Raw genomic sequence first — 15,347 nt, 5'->3', positions numbered from 1 at the left:
GATGGCAGCAATCACGTTTCGTAATAGACCGAAAACATGGACCTGAATCTCCGCGATATCCGCGCGTTCATCGCCGTCGCGCAGGCGGGCAGTTTCACGCGCGCTGCCGTGCGGCTGCATTTATCGCAGCCCGCGTTGACCGTGCAGATACGGCGCCTCGAAGAGACGATTGGCGCGCGGCTGTTCGACCGCAATAGCCGCAGCGTTGCGCTGACGCCGGTCGGTCGGGACCTGCTGCCGGTCCTGCAAAGGTCGCTCGGCGACATGGAGCAGGTTCTCCACGACGCCCGCGCGCTCAGCGACGGCTCCGCCGGCACGGTGAGGCTGGCGTGCCTGCCGTCGTTCGCCGCAAGCTTGCTGCCCGACCTGATCCAGGATTTCAGGCGCGAGTTGCCGCACGCGTCGTTTCAAATCCGCGATGTGGTCGCGAGCGTTGTCAATACGCTGGTACGGAACGAGGATGTAGACGTAGGACTGACCGGCGGCGATGTCACCGATCCCTCGCTGGAAGTTCTGTACGCGGGTGAGGACCGGCTGTGCGTCGTGTGCCCGGAGGGGCATCCGATGACATCGGGCAAGCGGATCGGCCTGGAGAAGATCGTCCGTTATCCGCTGGTATTGACGGCGGCGGGAACGAGCGTGCGAGCGGTGGTTGACGCCGCGTTCGAACTCGCGGGCTACGCGCCCGTACCGACCTGCGAGCCGACCTACATGATGACGGCGGTGGCCATGGTTCGTGCCGGGCTCGGTGTGACCATCCTGCCGCGTTCAGCGCGCGAGGTGCGCGCTGAACCGGCGCTGGTGGCTAGGGTTATCGATGAACCGAGTTTCGTGCGGCCCATCGCGCTCGTGAAAAAACGCGGGCGTACTTTGCCGCCGGTGACAGAGGCGTTTGTAAGCTTGATCGTGAAAGGGCTCGGGGAGCGTGAAGAACATAACTAACGCACGTAAGCGAACACCGCCAGCGCCGCCATGACCGTGATCGCGCCGCCAATGCGCGTCGCGATCTGCGCGAACGGCATCAGCTCCATGCGATTGCCACCCCAAAAAACCATACGGCGGCAAGCTTGCGCGTGCCGCCGTATGGTGCGCTTGAAACATGCTGTCTCCAGGCGCCGACCTTGAGCCCTTGCCGCTTACTGCGGCTGGCCCTTGTCGTTGGTACCCATGGCCGAAGCGGCTGCAGCAGCCGATGCGCCCTTCGCGTGCGATGCCTTGTCTTGCTGATGCAACGTCGTACCGCCTGTGCCCGACGCAGCCTTCTTATGCTTGAAATGCGGCAGATGCGGTTTCGGTTCTTTCGGGCTGACAGGAGGCTTGCTTTCGTCCGTCTTCGGACCGCCGCCGCCACCAGCACCTTGAGCCATTGCCGCACCAGCGAACGCGAAAGCGAGCGCACCAACCATTGCAATTTGCGAGAACTTCTTCATTACCAATCTCCCTGGAGTTGTGAATCGATTGCAGCACCGCATTGTTGTTCGAAATGCATGGAATTTCAACGAATTCAGAATATTCCTAGCGAAAATTGGTCTTGGCGAGTTCCACGATTTCGTCGCCGCGACCGTTCAGGATCGCTCGCAACATGTAGAGGCTGAAGCCTTTTGCCTGCGCCAATTCCACTTTGGGCGGCATCGCGAGCTCGTGCTTTGACGTGACGACATCGACGAGCGCCGGCCCCGGATAAGCGAAAGCCTTCTGCAGAGCCTCTGCGATGTCTTCCGACTCCTCCACCCGGATGCTGAAAATGCCCGCCCCTTGGGCAATGGCCGCGAAGTCGGTTTTGGCCAGATCGACGTTGGTATCGAGGTAACCGGCGGCCTTGAGCTCCATCGAAACGAAGCCGAGCAGACTGTTGTTATAAACCACCACTTTGATCGGCAGATCGAGTTGGCGGGCGCTGAGCAAGTCGCCGAGCAGCATCGATAAACCGCCGTCGCCCGAGAGCGAGACCACTTGCCGCCCCGGATTTGCGCCCTGTGCGCCGAGGGCCTGGGGCATCGCATTGGCCATGGAACCGTGGTTGAACGAGCCGTGAAGCTGGCGTTTGCCGTTCATCGTGAGATAACGCGCCGCCCAGACGGTCGGCGTGCCGACATCGGCGGTAAAAATGGCGTCTTCCGATGCGGCTTCGTTAATCAGTTTCGTCAGGTATTGCGGGTGAATCGGCTTGCCGGGGCCGGACGGCGTGGCGAGTTCATCGAGTCCCTTTCGCGCCTCTGCGTAGTGCTTGCGGGCGGTATCGATGAACTTGCGGTCGGTCTTGCGCGTGAGTTTCGGCAGTACGGCCGCGATCGTCTCCTTGACCGTGCCGACCAGTCCGAGCGCGAGTGGTGCACGCGCGCCGAGCTTCGAGCCGCGCCAGTCGACCTGGATGATCTTGGCGTCGGTGGGATAGAACGGCCGGTAGGGAAAATCGCAGCCGAGCAGCAGCAGCGTGTCGCACGACATCATCGCGTGGTAGCCGGAGCTGAAACCGATCAGCCCCGTCATGCCGACATCATACGGGTTATCCCATTCGATGAACTGCTTGCCGCGCATCGCGTGGACGACCGGTGCGCCGAGCGCGTCCGCGAGCGCGACCACTTCGTCGTGCGCGCCCGCGGTGCCGCTGCCGCACATCAGCGTCACCGCGTCCGAACCGTTCAGCATGGCCGCGAGACGGTCTATATCGATGTCCGAGGGCAGGATGGTCGACGGCCCCGTGGCCGACCACGCCGGCTTTTCCGCGGGCGCGTCGCTCAGTGCCACGTCGCCGGGCAACACGATCACGGCAACGCCGCGCTCTTCGATCGCCGTGCGCATCGCGCGGGCGAGCACGCGGGGGAATTGCGCGGCGCTCGACACCAGTTCGACGTAGTGGCTGCATTCCTTGAACAGCGCGGTGGGGTGAGTTTCCTGGAAATAGCCCAGCCCGATTTCCGTCGATGGAATATGCGCGGCAATCGCCAGCACCGGCTGCTGGTTACGATGGCAGTCGTACAAGCCATTGATCAGGTGCAGATTGCCCGGGCCGCAACTGCCGGCGCACACGGCAAGCTTGCCCGTCGATGCCGCATCGGCGCCTGCTGCAAACGCGGCTACTTCCTCGTGGCGGGTGTGCATCCAGCGGATGGAGCCGGCCTGGTCGAGGCTATAAGCGAGCCCGTTCAGGCTGTCGCCCGTCACGCCCCAGATGCGCTCGACGCCCGCTGCCGCCAGCGTCCTGGCCAAAAATTCCGCAACCGTGTTTCTTGCCATGTCCTGCTCCTTGGATGGATAAGCGAATCGGAGTGGTCGATCGGAGGCCGGGTCGTCAGCATCCTTTCGTCATACACGTGCAAAAACAGATCAAAACAGGTGCAAAGGGAAAAGCATAAACGTGATGGAGCGGATCAAATATGAAAAAACCTTAATCGACATGCTTTACGAATGGCCGACGACGGCGGTTGAAGGATGTTCGTGCAGCGTTCAGGCACGAAGGGACAAACGTCGAGCTCGGCGTTCTCCGCGCGGGATAGAAACACGCTGGTTGCTAGAATGTCCGTCCCCTCTCCCCGCCTGAGCCAAGAACCGCCCCGATGGATCTCGAACGCATTCTCTTCACGCAGGGCTTCGGCTCGCGCCGCCAATGCCGGGCGCTCGTCGCTGACGGCCGCGTGTCCATCGCGGGCTCGCCGTGTACGAATGCCGCCACCGATATCGCATCCGACGCGCTCTCGTCGTTCGAGTTTCAAGTCGATGGCGCTCAATGGCTGTATCGGGAAAAGGCATATCTGGCGCTGAACAAACCACCGGGCTACGAGTGTTCACGTGATCCGCAGCATCATCTGAGCGTTTTTCACCTGATACCGCCGCAATTAACGGAGCGTGGCGTGCAATGCGTGGGACGTCTTGATCAGGGCACGACCGGCCTTCTGCTCCTCTCCGATGACGGCGCGTTCGTGCATGCGTTCACATCGCCGAAACGCAAGGTGCCGAAGGTATATCTCGCGACCACGCGCCATCCGTTAGACGATGCTCAACTCTCGGCGCTTCGCAACGGCGTGTTGCTGCATGGCGAATCACAGCCAATCGCAGCTGTTGGCGCAGAAAAGCGCGACGAGCGGGAACTCGAGCTCTCGGTGCTCGAAGGCAAATACCATCAGGTGAAGCGGATGGTTGCAGCGGCGGGGAACCGCGTGGAGCAATTGCATCGGGAGCGTATTGGCGGTTTTGCGCTACCCGATGATCTGACCGAGGGCCAATGGCGCTGGCTGGACGATGCAGACCTCGCGATGCTGCGGCAAAGCTGACGCGCGTCGTGCGTCATGTTCGCAAGACCACGCGCTGCATCCATCCGATAGTGGCAAGCGTAAAGGTGGTATCCCTCTGTTTTAAATACCTATGCCCCAACAACAAAAACGCCGCATCGTGACATTCGGTCTTGCCAGTCTTGGCGCTGCGGCGCTCGCCGCGTGCAGTCCCGTGAAGCTTTTGAACGCCACGATTCCGTCGAGTGGCTACAAGAAAACATCAGCCATTGCGTACGGCAGCGATCCGCGTCAGGTGCTCGATGTCTACGTGCCCACCGCCGCGGCAAGTACTCAACCGCGTCCGGTCGTCGTGTTTTTCTACGGCGGAAGCTGGCAAACCGGCGATCGGGCCAATTACCTGTTTGTCGCGCAAGCCTTGACGTCGCGAGGCTACGTGGCGGTGCTGCCGGATTACCGCACGTATCCGGAAACAGCGTTTCCTGGTTTCGTAAACGATGCCGCGTCCGCCACGCGCTGGACACGCGACCACGCACACGAATTCGGCGGCGATCCGTCGCGGCTTTTTGTAATGGGCCATTCCGCAGGCGCTCATCTGGCCGCGCTGATCGCGACCGATCCGCGATACCTCGCTTCGCAATCGATGTCAAAAGCCGACTTGCGCGGGATGATCGGCCTGGCTGGACCTTACGATTTCCTGCCGCTCACCGATCGCACGCTATTCGATGTCTTCCCGGCAAACACGCGCGCCGAGAGCCAGCCGATCAATTACGTCACAGGCCACGAGCCGCCGATGTTCCTCGCCGCCGGCACCGCCGACACCGTCGTCGATCCCGGCAACACCGACCGTCTGGCGGCCGTGTTGCGCAAACATGGCGACTCGGTGGAAGTGAAGCATTACGACGGTTTCGGCCATGTGCGAATTGTCTCGGCACTGGCGTTGCCGCTGCGGGGAAGCTCGACGGTGCTGGCGGATTTATCGTCGTTCATTGATTCGCAATAAGCGCCCGATGAGCGCCCCGATAAACGCCATGAATCGCACCGCGCCAATTCAATAGGTGTTAACACAATACGTTGGCGCTGCACTGCAGCATGCCTTTCTTACGACGGAAATCTATACTGCTTTCACGACTATTAAAAGAAGCAGGAGGGCCACCATGGCCGCTCACATGACCATTGCAATGATTGCGTTCGTGGCAGTCAGCGTGTTGTTTATCGTCGGATTGGGGGTGACCATGCATCTGCGCCATCGCTATCAGCCCAACCTGATTGGTGCGCTTATCGGGGCCTTGCTGTGCTTTATCCTGCTGGAGACGCTTCCGGTTCTGATGTGACGGCGGAGTGAACGTCCTGCTTGCTCAGGAACTCGCGCAGGAAGTCGTCGATGCTCGGATAACGCAGCGCGTAACGCATCTCGTCTCGCAGCCGGGCGTTCTGCAAACGTCGCGATTCGCGCATGAACGAGAGCATCATGGGCTCGAGTTGCGCCTCTGCCTGCTCGCGTGAAATGCGAGGCGCGCGTGGCAATCCGAACGCATCGGCAACCAGGTCGAAATAATCGCCCATGCGCAAGTCGCTATCGTCCGATGCATGCACCACGCGCTGCGGCAGCGCCCGCCGGATCGCGAGCACGAGAATGGCGGCGAGATCGTCGGCGTGGATATGGTTCGTGTAGACATCGTCGGCAGGCGCCAGGGCCGGCGTGCCCTTCTGCAGCCGTGCCAACGGCAGGCGGTTGCCGGCGTAGATCCCGGGAATCCGCACAATCGATGCACTCATCACACCGCGCCGGGTCGCACCGCGCAATTGCGTTTCCGCCGATACCCTCCGTTTCGCGCGCACGTTGTCCGGCCTGACCGGGCGAGTCTCGTCGATCCACGCCCCGCCGCAATCGCCGTAAACGCCGGACGTGCTCGCATAAATCAGGCGGATCGGCGCCCGGCGAGCGACGGCGCCCCAAACCCGGTCGGGTACAATAGACGCACTTTTTATGGGCCTGGCGTGCGCGTTGATACCCATTCTGGCCGCCGCTGGCATGCTGCTTTTGAAGGTCGCGCGAAACCATCCGCGCCACCCTCGCTGACGAGCCACGGCGCTGGTCGCTTCGCGCGCAACGGACCGTCGCGGCGCACTCAGCGCGGCAATCAGCGCGCGGGTCCTGCTGTCGTCGTCGCCGGTTTTCTGGGGTGGCGCGAGATGCAGCACCGTGGATGCAAGACCGGCCAGCCGTCGCAGGCTGCGGCGCTCGTCCAGGTTGCCAATCAACGGCGTTGTGCCGGCTGCGCGCAGCTCGGCGGCGCGCGCCGGTTGACTTGAAAGTGCTATCACGCGAGGCGCGTCAGCGCGGTGTGCGAGAAGCGGCACGCAACGCAGGCCGACATCGCCGCAACCGGCAATCAGCACACGCGCGCGGCGTAGTTTTCGAGTGGCGATCATGCTGTCGATTGTAGCCGCGACAGCTTTTGCATTTGTTTCATTCAACTCATCCAGGATCTATGGCTTTCAACGTTACGCTCCGGCAAAGCGGCCGGCAGTTCCAGGTAGAACCCGACGAAGCGGTGCTGCTCGCCGCCCTGCGGCAGGGCATCGGTCTTCCCTACGGCTGCAAGAACGGAGCCTGTGGTTCATGCAAGGGCACGATCGTCTCCGGCGAAGTCGAGCAAGCGCCGCATTCGTCGTCGGCGTTGTCCAACGACGAAAAAACCCGCGGCATGGCGCTGCTGTGCTGCGCGACGGCCAAGGGCGACCTGACGGTCGACGTGCGCGAAGTGGCGGGCGTAGGCGACATACAAGTCAAGAAGCTGCCTTGCCGCGTGAATGCGCTTGAGCGCAAGGCCGCTGACGTCATTGAACTGAAGCTGCAATTGCCGGCCAACGAACGGCTGCAGTACCTGGCCGGCCAGTACATCGAATTCATCCTGAAGGACGGCAAGCGCCGCAGTTATTCGATGGCAAGTCCGCCGCACCACGAGGGCCCAATCGAACTGCACGTTCGCCACATGCCCGGCGGCACCTTCACGGACCACGTGTTCGGCCCCATGAAAGAGCGTGACATCCTGCGCTTCGAAGGCCCGCTCGGCACGTTCTTCCTACGTGAAGATTCAGAGAAACCCATCGTGTTGCTGGCTTCCGGCACGGGCTTCGCACCGATCAAGGCGATCATCGAACACGCGGTGTTCAAGAATTTGAACCGGCCGATGACACTCTATTGGGGCGGCCGCCGTAAGCAAGACCTGTACATGATGGACATGGCGGAGCAATGGGCGAAGGACGTGCCGAACTTCTCGTTCGTGCCGGTGCTGTCGGAACCCGATGCAACCGACGCCTGGACCGGCCGCACGGGCTTTGTTCATCGTGCTGTCATTGAAGATCTGCCAGACTTGAGCGCATATCAGGTGTACGCCTGCGGCGCGCCGGTGATGGTGGAATCCGCGCAGCGTGATTTCACGAGCCACCACCGTTTGCCGGAGGACGAGTTCTACGCCGATTCGTTCACCAGCGCGGCGGATCTCGCTAATCCGGTATGAATGCGCCGGTTTAAACGTACTTCCGCAAGTTGAGAGCGTGGCGGCTCGACAAAAAAATCGGGCCGCCATGGTTTACACGCAGGAACTTCGTATCGTATTCTTCGCGAATGCTCAAAATTTACGCCGCTCTTCGACGTCGCTCGCCGCTCCCTTAGGGATGCCGCTGGCTCGTCACGGATTGGCGCTTGAGTTTTCGAACCAGCGCACACTTCGCCACTATGAAGCCACGGAATTCCGTGGCTTTTTGCATTGTGGGTTCGGTTTTTTATCTCGCCGCTTTTTTTACTTGCTGTTTTCGTGGAGCCCGCCGTCATGAATTTCCAAGAGTATCCCGTCGAATCGCTGATGTTCATCACGAACCGTCCTGAGATCGTGTTCACGCACGGCAAGGGTTCCTGGCTCTACGACAACAACGAGAAGCGATACCTCGACTTCATCCAGGGCTGGGCGGTGAATAGTCTGGGTCATTGCAACGACGGCATGATCGAAGCCATGGACAAACAGGCGCGCACGCTCATCAATCCGTCGCCGGCGTTCTACAACGCGCCGATGGCCCAGCTCGCCGGTTTGCTCACCGCGAATAGCTGCTTCGACAAGGTGTTCTTCGCCAACAGCGGCGCCGAAGCCAATGAAGGCGCGATCAAGCTCGCGCGCAAGTGGGGCAAGAAATTCAAGGGCGGTGCGTACGAGATCATCACGTTCGATCACAGCTTCCACGGCCGGACGCTGGCGACCATGTCGGCGAGCGGCAAGCCGGGCTGGGACACCATCTATGCACCGCAAGTGCCGGGCTTCCCGAAGGCTGACCTGAACGACATCGCGTCGGTGGAAAAACTCATCACCGATAAAACCGTCGGCGTGATGCTCGAACCTATCCAGGGCGAAGGCGGCGTGATCCCGGCCACACGCGAGTTCATGCAGGCATTGCGCGCGCTGACGAAGAAACACAACCTGCTGATGATCGTCGATGAAGTGCAAAGCGGCTGCGGCCGCGCCGGCACTTTGTTCGCGTATGAATTGTCGGACGTGGAACCGGACATCATGACCCTCGGCAAGGGCATTGGCGGCGGCGTGCCGCTGGCCGCGTTGCTCTCGACCAAGGAAGTGGCGTGCTTCGAACCCGGTGACCAGGGCGGCACGTACAACGGCAATCCGCTGATGACAGCAGCAGGCTTCTCGGTGATTTCGCAACTGACCGCGCCGGGCTTCCTCGAAGGCGTGCGCGAGCGTGGCGAATACCTGAAGGCGCAGTTGTTGCAGCTATCGGAAGAGCGCGGTTTCAACGGTGAACGTGGCGAAGGTTTGTTGCGCGCGTTGCTGCTCAATAACGACAACGGTCCGAAGATTGTCGAAATGGCACGTGACATGGGACCGGACGGTTTGCTGCTGAACGCCGCGCGCCCGAACCTCTTGCGCTTCATGCCTGCGCTGAACGTGACGAAGGACGAGATCGACCAGATGATGTCGATGCTCCGTTCCGTGCTGGACGCGCTGTGATTATCCGGGTCTTCGATGAGCGCGACACGCAGGACGTGCTCGCGCTCTGGGCACAAGCGTTTCCGGAATACGCCGCGCCTGGCAAACCACAGCGTGATCCGCGTTTATCGATTCGAAACAAGCTCGCCATGCAGCCGGAGTTTTTCTTCGTCGGCATGCTGGAAGAGCGTCTGATCGGAACGGTGATGGTGGGTTACGACGGGCACCGCGGATGGATGTATTCGCTCGCGGTCGCCGAGGATCAACGCGGTAACGGTTATGCCCGCGCGCTGGTCGAGCACGCGGAACGCGCGCTTGCCGCTATCGGGTGTCCGAAGCTGAATCTGCAGATCATGGCGAACAAGCCTGAAACGAAGGCGTTTTACGCGAAGCTCGGTTATCAGATGGATGAAGTGGTGAGCTTCGGCAAGCGGCTTTGATCACGCATTAAACTGAAAAAGCCGCATGCCCTTCTTCAAAGGCATGCGGCTTCTTCATTCATCAATCTACGATCCTACTCACCCAAGTAAGCAGCCCGCACCTTTGGATCGTCCAGCATGGTCTTCGCGTCACCCGACATGGTGACCAGACCCGAATCCATCACATACCCGCGATTCGCCGCCTGCAACGCCAGCCGCGCGTTCTGCTCAACCAGCAGCACCGTCAGTCCTTCGCCCGAAATCTCGCGCACCACTTCGAAGATCTTCTCGACCATTATTGGCGAGAGACCCATCGACGGTTCGTCGAGCAGCAACAACTTCGGCCGCGACAACAGCGCACGCGCCATGGCCAGCATCTGCTGCTCACCGCCCGACAACGTGCCCGCATACTGCGACGCCCGCTCTTTCAGCCGCGGGAAGAAGCCGAACATGCGGTCGGTGTCCTTGTCGATCTCGTCCTTGTCGTTGCGCAAGTACGCGCCCATCTGCATGTTTTCAAGAATCGACATGCGCGCAAAAATACCGCGTCCTTCCGGCACCATCGCGAGGCCGCGCTTGAGCAATTCATGCGACGGCACACCCTTGATCGACTCGCCCATATATTCAATGTCACCCGCCGAATACGCCTTCAGGCCCGTGATGGCTTTCATCGTGGTCGTCTTGCCTGCGCCGTTCGCGCCGATCAGCGTCACGAGTTCGCCCTTGCCCACTTCCAGGTCCACGCCCTTGACGGCGTGAATGCCGCCATAGCTGACCTGCAGTCCCTTGATCTTCAGCATTGCTGCGCCGTTGGCGCCATTCGTCGTAGCCATCAGTGAACCCCTGCCCCGAGATAAGCCTCGATCACCTTCGGATCCTTCTGCACGTCCTGCGGCAGACCCTCGGCGATCACCTTGCCGTAATCGAGCACCGTCATCCGGTTGCACAATCCCATCACCAGTTTCACATCGTGTTCGATCAAGAGGATCGTGCGGCCGTCGCTGCGAATCTTGTCGAGCAGGCGCGTGAGCTCGACCTTCTCCGTCGCGTTCATCCCGGCGGCGGGTTCATCGAGTGCGAGCAGCTTCGGATCGGTGGCCAGCGCACGCGCAATTTCCAGACGGCGCTGGTGTCCGTACGACAAGTTGCGCGACGTGTAGTCCGCGTATTGCAGCACGCCCACGTACTCCAGCAACTCCAGCGCACGCTCCTTGATTTCCTTCTCTTCACGACGCTCGGACGGCGTCTGCAACACCGCGCCGATCAGCCCGTGCTTCGTGCGCACGTGGCGCCCGACCATCACGTTCTCCAGCGCCGTCATGCCGCCGAAGAGACGAATGTTCTGGAACGTACGCGCAATGCCCGCCTTCGCCACCTGATGCACGGCGGTCGGCGTGTACGGCGTACCGTCGAGCACGAACGTACCCGAATCCGGTGTGTACAGACCCGTGATCACGTTGAAGAACGTGGTCTTGCCTGCGCCGTTCGGGCCGATCAGGCCGTAGATTTCGCCTTCCCTGATTTCCAGGCCAACTTCGGCCAATGCCTGCAAGCCGCCGAAGCGCTTGTTCACGCCCTTCACGGACAGTCGAATGGGTTTATCGCTCATTGTTTTTTCTCCGCTCTATCGGGGCTCAGGCGCGAACCGGCTTCTTGCCAGCGCGCTTCGCAATCTTCGCGATCTTGTCTTCATGTTTCGGAGACGGCCACAGGCCTTCCGAGCGATACAGCATGATCAGCACCATCGCGAGACCGTAGAGCAACTGGCGGATGACTTCGGTGTCCACGATCTGGTGACCGAAGATGAAGTTCTGCAGCGGACCCATGGTCGAGCGCAGGAATTCGGGGAACACGGCCAGCAGCACCGCGCCCAGGATCACGCCCGGAATGTGGCCCATGCCGCCGAGCACCACGCAGGCCAGCACCACGATGGATTCCCAGAACGTGAACGATTCCGGCGAGACGAATCCCTGGAACGTACCGAACATCGCGCCCGACAAACCGCCGAACGACGCACCCATCGCGAAGGCCAGCAATTTCACATTACGGGTGTTGATGCCCATCGCCTTGGCGGCGATTTCGTCTTCGCGGATCGCGGCCCACGCGCGGCCAATACGCGAATGCTGCAAGCGTACGCACACGAAGATCACGAACAGCGAGCACAGCACGAACAGGTAGTAATAGTTGTAGACCGAGGGGAAGTTGAACCCGAACAACGAATGGGACTTCGATAAATCGAAGCCGAACAGCGACACCGGATCCACCCCGGTAATCCCCTTCGGGCCATTCGTGATGTTGACCGGACGATCCAGGTTGTTCATGAAGATCCGGACGATTTCCCCGAAGCCCAAGGTCACGATAGCGAGGTAATCTCCGCGCAGACGCAACGTTGGTGCACCGAGCAACACGCCGAAGGTGGCCGCCAGCGCCATCGCGCACGGCACGATGATCCAGAACGGCGTGTGCAGGCCATTGGGAAACAGGTGCGCGATCCACTCGAACTGCGTGGTCAGTTGTGGCGACGACAGCAACGCAGCCACGTAAGCGCCCACCGCATAAAACGCGATGTAGCCCAAGTCCAGCAGCCCGGCAAAACCCACCACCACGTTAAGGCCGAGTGCCAGCATCACGTACAGCATCGCGAAGTCGAGCACGCGGACCCAGTAGTTGCCGCCGGCCGCGCCGATCAGCATGGGCGCGAGGATCACGAGCGCGGTCACCAGCACCGTGACGGCGTAGTTCTTCGCGGTCTTTTTTTCAGGGATGAGCGTGGTCGACGGCTCGATCGGTTGAATTGAAGTCATGCTTGGTCTCCCTGTTTTAAGCGCGATCTGCGACACGTTCGCCGAGCAAGCCGGACGGACGGAACACCAGCACGATGATCAGCACGATGAACGCGAACACGTCCTGGTAGTTACTGCCGAACACGCCACCGGTCAAATTGCCGATATACCCGGCACCGAGCTGTTCGATCAGGCCGAGCAGCACGCCGCCGACCATTGCGCCGCCCAGGTTGCCGATCCCTCCCAGCACCGCCGCCGTGAACGCCTTCAACCCGGGGATGAAGCCCATGTAGAAGTGCGCATTGCCGTATTCGGAGGCGATCATCACACCGGCGAGCGCTGCGAGCGCGGAGCCGATCATGAAGGTCGCCGAGATCACGAAATTAGGGTTGACCCCCATCAGGCTGGCGACGCCCGGGTTCTCGGCAATGGCGCGCATCGCGCGGCCGAGTTTCGTCTTGTGCACGAGCAGCAGCAGGCCGCCCATCACGATGAACGCCACCACGATGATCACGATTTCCGTCATCGAAATCACGGCGCCCGGACGATCGGCTGTGGCGGTGATCACGTTGATCGGATCGGTTGGCAGCAGCTGCGGGAAGGCCAGCGGATTACGGCCCCAGATCATCATGGCGATGGTCTGGAGAAGAATCGATACGCCGATCGCTGTAATCAAGGGAGCCAGACGCGGCGCGCGGCGCAAAGGCCGGTAAGCCACGCGTTCGATGGTGTAGCCGACCAGCGCACAGACGACTGCGGCGACCAGCAGCGCGATGACCAATACCAGCGATAACGGCAATCCTGGAAAGTGGTTCTGCATGACGCCGATGGCGGACAGCGCGACCATGGCGCCGACCATCAGCACGTCCCCGTGTGCAAAGTTGATGATGCCGAGAATCCCGTACACCATCGTGTAACCCAACGCGATGATGGCGTAGACGCTGCCAAGCACCAGCCCGTTGATAATCTGCTGGATGAAGATATCCATTGAAGGCTCCTTAGCCCGTGCGACTAGATTTACGCTTTATCGCTGGCCGATAAACCGAAGGGAAGAAAAAAACGCAACCGCACCGCGCGTAATTGAAAAAAAACTCTAAAACGTCCGAAAGTAACTACGTATCGAGGGGTTGCTCAACCAAATGTGCATTCGCCTCACGGCGCTGCAGCACAGGTTTACGGCGTAACGACGTCAATGACGTTCTTCTTGTTATCCTTGAAATCGATTAGCGTGATTGCACCACCGCCTTTCAGATCGCCCTTGTCATCGAATGCAATGTGTCCTGTCAGGCCGTTGAAATCCGTCGATGCAATCGCTGTAAGCACCTTTGGCGCTTCAATCGAATTCGCGCGCTTCATGGCATCGACAATCACGTACACCGCGTCATAGGTGAACTGCGCATAGCCCTGAAGCGGCAAATGAAAACGAGCTTCGTAGCGCCCCGCGAAATCTCCGCCCTTGTCCAGTTTCGACACGTCAGTACCGAGTTCCGAGCACACCACGTTCGGCGCTGCGTCGGCCGCGAGCGTGGCGATGTCGGTGGAACACATGCCGTCGCCGCCCAGAATCTTTGCCTTGATGCCCATTGCCGCGGCCTGCTTGGCAAACGGTCCGCCGGTCACGTCCATGCCGCCGAACATCACCGCGTCGGGCTGGCTGCGCTTGATCTTGTTCAGGATCGCCTTGAAATCGCGCGCTTTGTCGGTCGTAACTTCGTGCCCCGTGATGTGGCCGCCGCCAGCGACCACGGCTTTCGCAAACTCGTTCGCGAGACCACGGCCGTAGAGCGTGGCGTCATCGACGACCACGATTTTCCGCGCGTGCAACGTCTTCAGCGCGTAGGTCGCCAGCACCGGCCCTTGGCGCGCGTCCGTCGGCACCACGCGGAACGTCGTTTTGAATCCTTGCTGCGTGAACGTCGGGTTGGTCGTCGCGCCGGAGATCTGCGCCACGTTCGCGTCGCTATAGATCTTCGATGCTGGAATTGACACGCCCGAGTTCAAATGACCGACGACCGCCACCACGTGATCGGCCACCAGTTGCTGCGCCGCCGCGATCCCTTTCTTGGGATCGGCTGCGTCGTCCTGCGTGTCCAGTTCGAGATGGATCGCGTGTCCGTCAATAGTCAGGCCCTGCGCGCTTATTTCTTCGATAGCGAGCCGTGCGCCGTTTTCGTCGTCATGCCCGAGATGAGCCAGCGGTCCGCTAACGGGCGCAACGTGGCCGATCTTGACCACCGTGGCGTTGCTGGCCGGTGCGGGCGCGGGCGCGGACGCCGCAGCCACTGACGCCGCCGACGCTTCCGAACCCGATACGGCCGGCGCACTTGCCCCAGCGCTCGACGACGCTGCCGCCGAGGCTTCCGACACCGCCGACGCCCCCGCGGCCGGCTCGTTATCACTCTTTTTGCCGCATGCCGTTGTCATCGCAACCGCAGCCGCGATGGTCACGGCAAAGCCAAACTTCATTCGCATTCAGTGGGTCTCCGGCGCCTTGAAAAGCTGGTGTTTCCAGCCCTTCCGGCTTGGAACGCGCGCATTGTAACTCGGTTTTTGAGACGTGCAATATTGTTCAGCGACAGGGGTTTTCCTCCATTGCAACCCGCTCCGTGGCCTCCGGCGGACATCTCGGAGCAACCCGGTTGCGCCCCGCGTCGGTGCGCAAGTTGCACCATCGGTTGGCATCGTGGGTAAACACCGATGCTTTGCATGGCCTGGGCGACGCCGCAAATTTCCGGAAACGCACTTTCATGGTGCGAGTGCAAAATCAGCCGGTCAATCCGGTGGTTCTCGTAGCGAGCTTCGGCGGGGCACGTGTGGGCGGGATTTTTTTGCGGCGCGTCGGCAGCGTTTTTGCCGCAGGCAAAGAAAAGGCCGCGCCAACGTGAATTGGAACGGCCTTTAATACAATTTTTG

At 60.9% G+C, this 15,347-nt stretch carries 16 protein-coding genes and 1 pseudogene; 8 read left to right on the top strand and 9 right to left on the bottom strand.

The window, feature by feature from the left end; genetic code table 11:
* The first annotated feature begins 36 nt into the window (after window positions 1–36).
* Window positions 37–942: a LysR family transcriptional regulator gene (locus ACMX25_RS16200; protein ID WP_414951008.1), complete on the top strand. Its 906-nt coding sequence runs from the start codon at window positions 37–39 to the stop codon at window positions 940–942.
* Here ACMX25_RS16200 and ACMX25_RS16195 read toward each other — a convergent pair.
* From ACMX25_RS16195 to poxB, 3 genes and pseudogenes are all read right to left on the bottom strand, one after another.
* Window positions 939–1,052, bottom strand: a pseudogene (locus ACMX25_RS16195) (2-hydroxycarboxylate transporter family protein); the annotation flags it as partial. The gene ACMX25_RS16200 and the pseudogene ACMX25_RS16195 sit on opposite strands and share 4 nt — an antisense overlap.
* A gap of 84 nt (window positions 1,053–1,136) precedes the next feature.
* Window positions 1,137–1,430 carry a hypothetical protein gene (locus tag ACMX25_RS16190; RefSeq protein ID WP_414951007.1) on the bottom strand — a complete coding sequence of 98 codons (294 nt, stop codon included), beginning with the start codon at window positions 1,428–1,430 and terminating at the stop codon, window positions 1,137–1,139.
* Between the two features lie 85 nt (window positions 1,431–1,515).
* The gene (poxB, locus tag ACMX25_RS16185) at window positions 1,516–3,237 is read right to left on the bottom strand and encodes a ubiquinone-dependent pyruvate dehydrogenase (protein WP_414951005.1); all 1,722 of its coding nucleotides are present in this window, start codon (window positions 3,235–3,237) and stop codon (window positions 1,516–1,518) included.
* A gap of 320 nt (window positions 3,238–3,557) precedes the next feature.
* Between poxB and ACMX25_RS16180 the strand changes: the two genes are divergently transcribed.
* The 3 genes from ACMX25_RS16180 (at window position 3,558) to ACMX25_RS16170 (ending at window position 5,563) form a co-directional block, all read left to right on the top strand.
* Complete coding sequence (locus ACMX25_RS16180) at window positions 3,558–4,271, top strand: pseudouridine synthase (RefSeq protein WP_414951004.1); 714 nt, start codon at window positions 3,558–3,560, stop codon at window positions 4,269–4,271.
* 91 nt (window positions 4,272–4,362) lie between these two features.
* On the top strand, window positions 4,363–5,232 hold the full coding sequence (locus tag ACMX25_RS16175) for an alpha/beta hydrolase (protein WP_414951003.1): 870 nt from the start codon (window positions 4,363–4,365) through the stop codon (window positions 5,230–5,232).
* Between the two features lie 154 nt (window positions 5,233–5,386).
* Complete coding sequence (locus tag ACMX25_RS16170) at window positions 5,387–5,563, top strand: hypothetical protein (protein ID WP_414951002.1); 177 nt, start codon at window positions 5,387–5,389, stop codon at window positions 5,561–5,563.
* Here ACMX25_RS16170 and ACMX25_RS16165 read toward each other — a convergent pair.
* Window positions 5,529–6,665 (bottom strand): NAD-dependent epimerase/dehydratase family protein, encoded by a 1,137-nt coding sequence (locus tag ACMX25_RS16165; RefSeq protein ID WP_414951001.1) that lies wholly within the window; start codon window positions 6,663–6,665, stop codon window positions 5,529–5,531. The genes ACMX25_RS16170 and ACMX25_RS16165 overlap by 35 nt on opposite strands.
* A gap of 59 nt (window positions 6,666–6,724) precedes the next feature.
* Between ACMX25_RS16165 and ACMX25_RS16160 the strand changes: the two genes are divergently transcribed.
* From ACMX25_RS16160 to ACMX25_RS16150, 3 genes are all read left to right on the top strand, one after another.
* Window positions 6,725–7,756 (top strand): CDP-6-deoxy-delta-3,4-glucoseen reductase, encoded by a 1,032-nt coding sequence (locus ACMX25_RS16160; RefSeq protein WP_414950999.1) that lies wholly within the window; start codon window positions 6,725–6,727, stop codon window positions 7,754–7,756.
* A 312-nt stretch (window positions 7,757–8,068) separates the two neighbouring features.
* Window positions 8,069–9,253 (top strand): acetylornithine transaminase, encoded by a 1,185-nt coding sequence (locus tag ACMX25_RS16155; protein ID WP_414950998.1) that lies wholly within the window; start codon window positions 8,069–8,071, stop codon window positions 9,251–9,253.
* On the top strand, window positions 9,250–9,672 hold the full coding sequence (locus ACMX25_RS16150; protein ID WP_414950997.1) for a GNAT family acetyltransferase: 423 nt from the start codon (window positions 9,250–9,252) through the stop codon (window positions 9,670–9,672). Before ACMX25_RS16155 ends, ACMX25_RS16150 begins: the two co-directional genes overlap by 4 nt.
* Before the next feature lie 74 nt (window positions 9,673–9,746).
* On the opposite strand, the gene ACMX25_RS16145 is transcribed toward ACMX25_RS16150, so the two are convergent.
* The 5 genes from ACMX25_RS16145 to ACMX25_RS16125 form a co-directional block, all read right to left on the bottom strand.
* Window positions 9,747–10,451: an ABC transporter ATP-binding protein gene (locus ACMX25_RS16145; protein ID WP_097265852.1), complete on the bottom strand. Its 705-nt coding sequence runs from the start codon at window positions 10,449–10,451 to the stop codon at window positions 9,747–9,749.
* Between the two features lie 32 nt (window positions 10,452–10,483).
* Entirely contained in the window at window positions 10,484–11,260 is a 777-nt protein-coding gene (locus tag ACMX25_RS16140; protein ID WP_414950996.1) for an ABC transporter ATP-binding protein, read from the bottom strand.
* Between the two features lie 25 nt (window positions 11,261–11,285).
* Complete coding sequence (locus ACMX25_RS16135; protein ID WP_414950994.1) at window positions 11,286–12,455, bottom strand: ABC transporter permease subunit; 1,170 nt, start codon at window positions 12,453–12,455, stop codon at window positions 11,286–11,288.
* 16 nt (window positions 12,456–12,471) lie between these two features.
* Window positions 12,472–13,422 carry a branched-chain amino acid ABC transporter permease gene (locus ACMX25_RS16130; RefSeq protein ID WP_414950993.1) on the bottom strand — a complete coding sequence of 317 codons (951 nt, stop codon included), beginning with the start codon at window positions 13,420–13,422 and terminating at the stop codon, window positions 12,472–12,474.
* Window positions 13,423–13,607: 185 nt separating this feature from the next.
* Window positions 13,608–14,906, bottom strand: a complete 1,299-nt coding sequence (locus ACMX25_RS16125; RefSeq protein WP_414950991.1) for a branched-chain amino acid ABC transporter substrate-binding protein — start codon at window positions 14,904–14,906, stop codon at window positions 13,608–13,610.
* Window positions 14,907–14,956: 50 nt separating this feature from the next.
* Here ACMX25_RS16125 and ACMX25_RS16120 point away from each other — a divergent pair, with 50 nt between their 5' ends.
* Window positions 14,957–15,319, top strand: coding sequence for a hypothetical protein (locus ACMX25_RS16120; RefSeq protein ID WP_414950990.1), 363 nt, complete (start codon window positions 14,957–14,959; stop codon window positions 15,317–15,319).
* Window positions 15,320–15,347: the final 28 nt, after the last annotated feature.

Source organism: Caballeronia eucalypticola (assembly GCF_047608185.1).
Taxonomy (GTDB): domain Bacteria; phylum Pseudomonadota; class Gammaproteobacteria; order Burkholderiales; family Burkholderiaceae; genus Caballeronia.
Note: the sequence above shows the minus strand (reverse complement) of the source record. Positions and strands in the feature narration are given on the sequence as shown.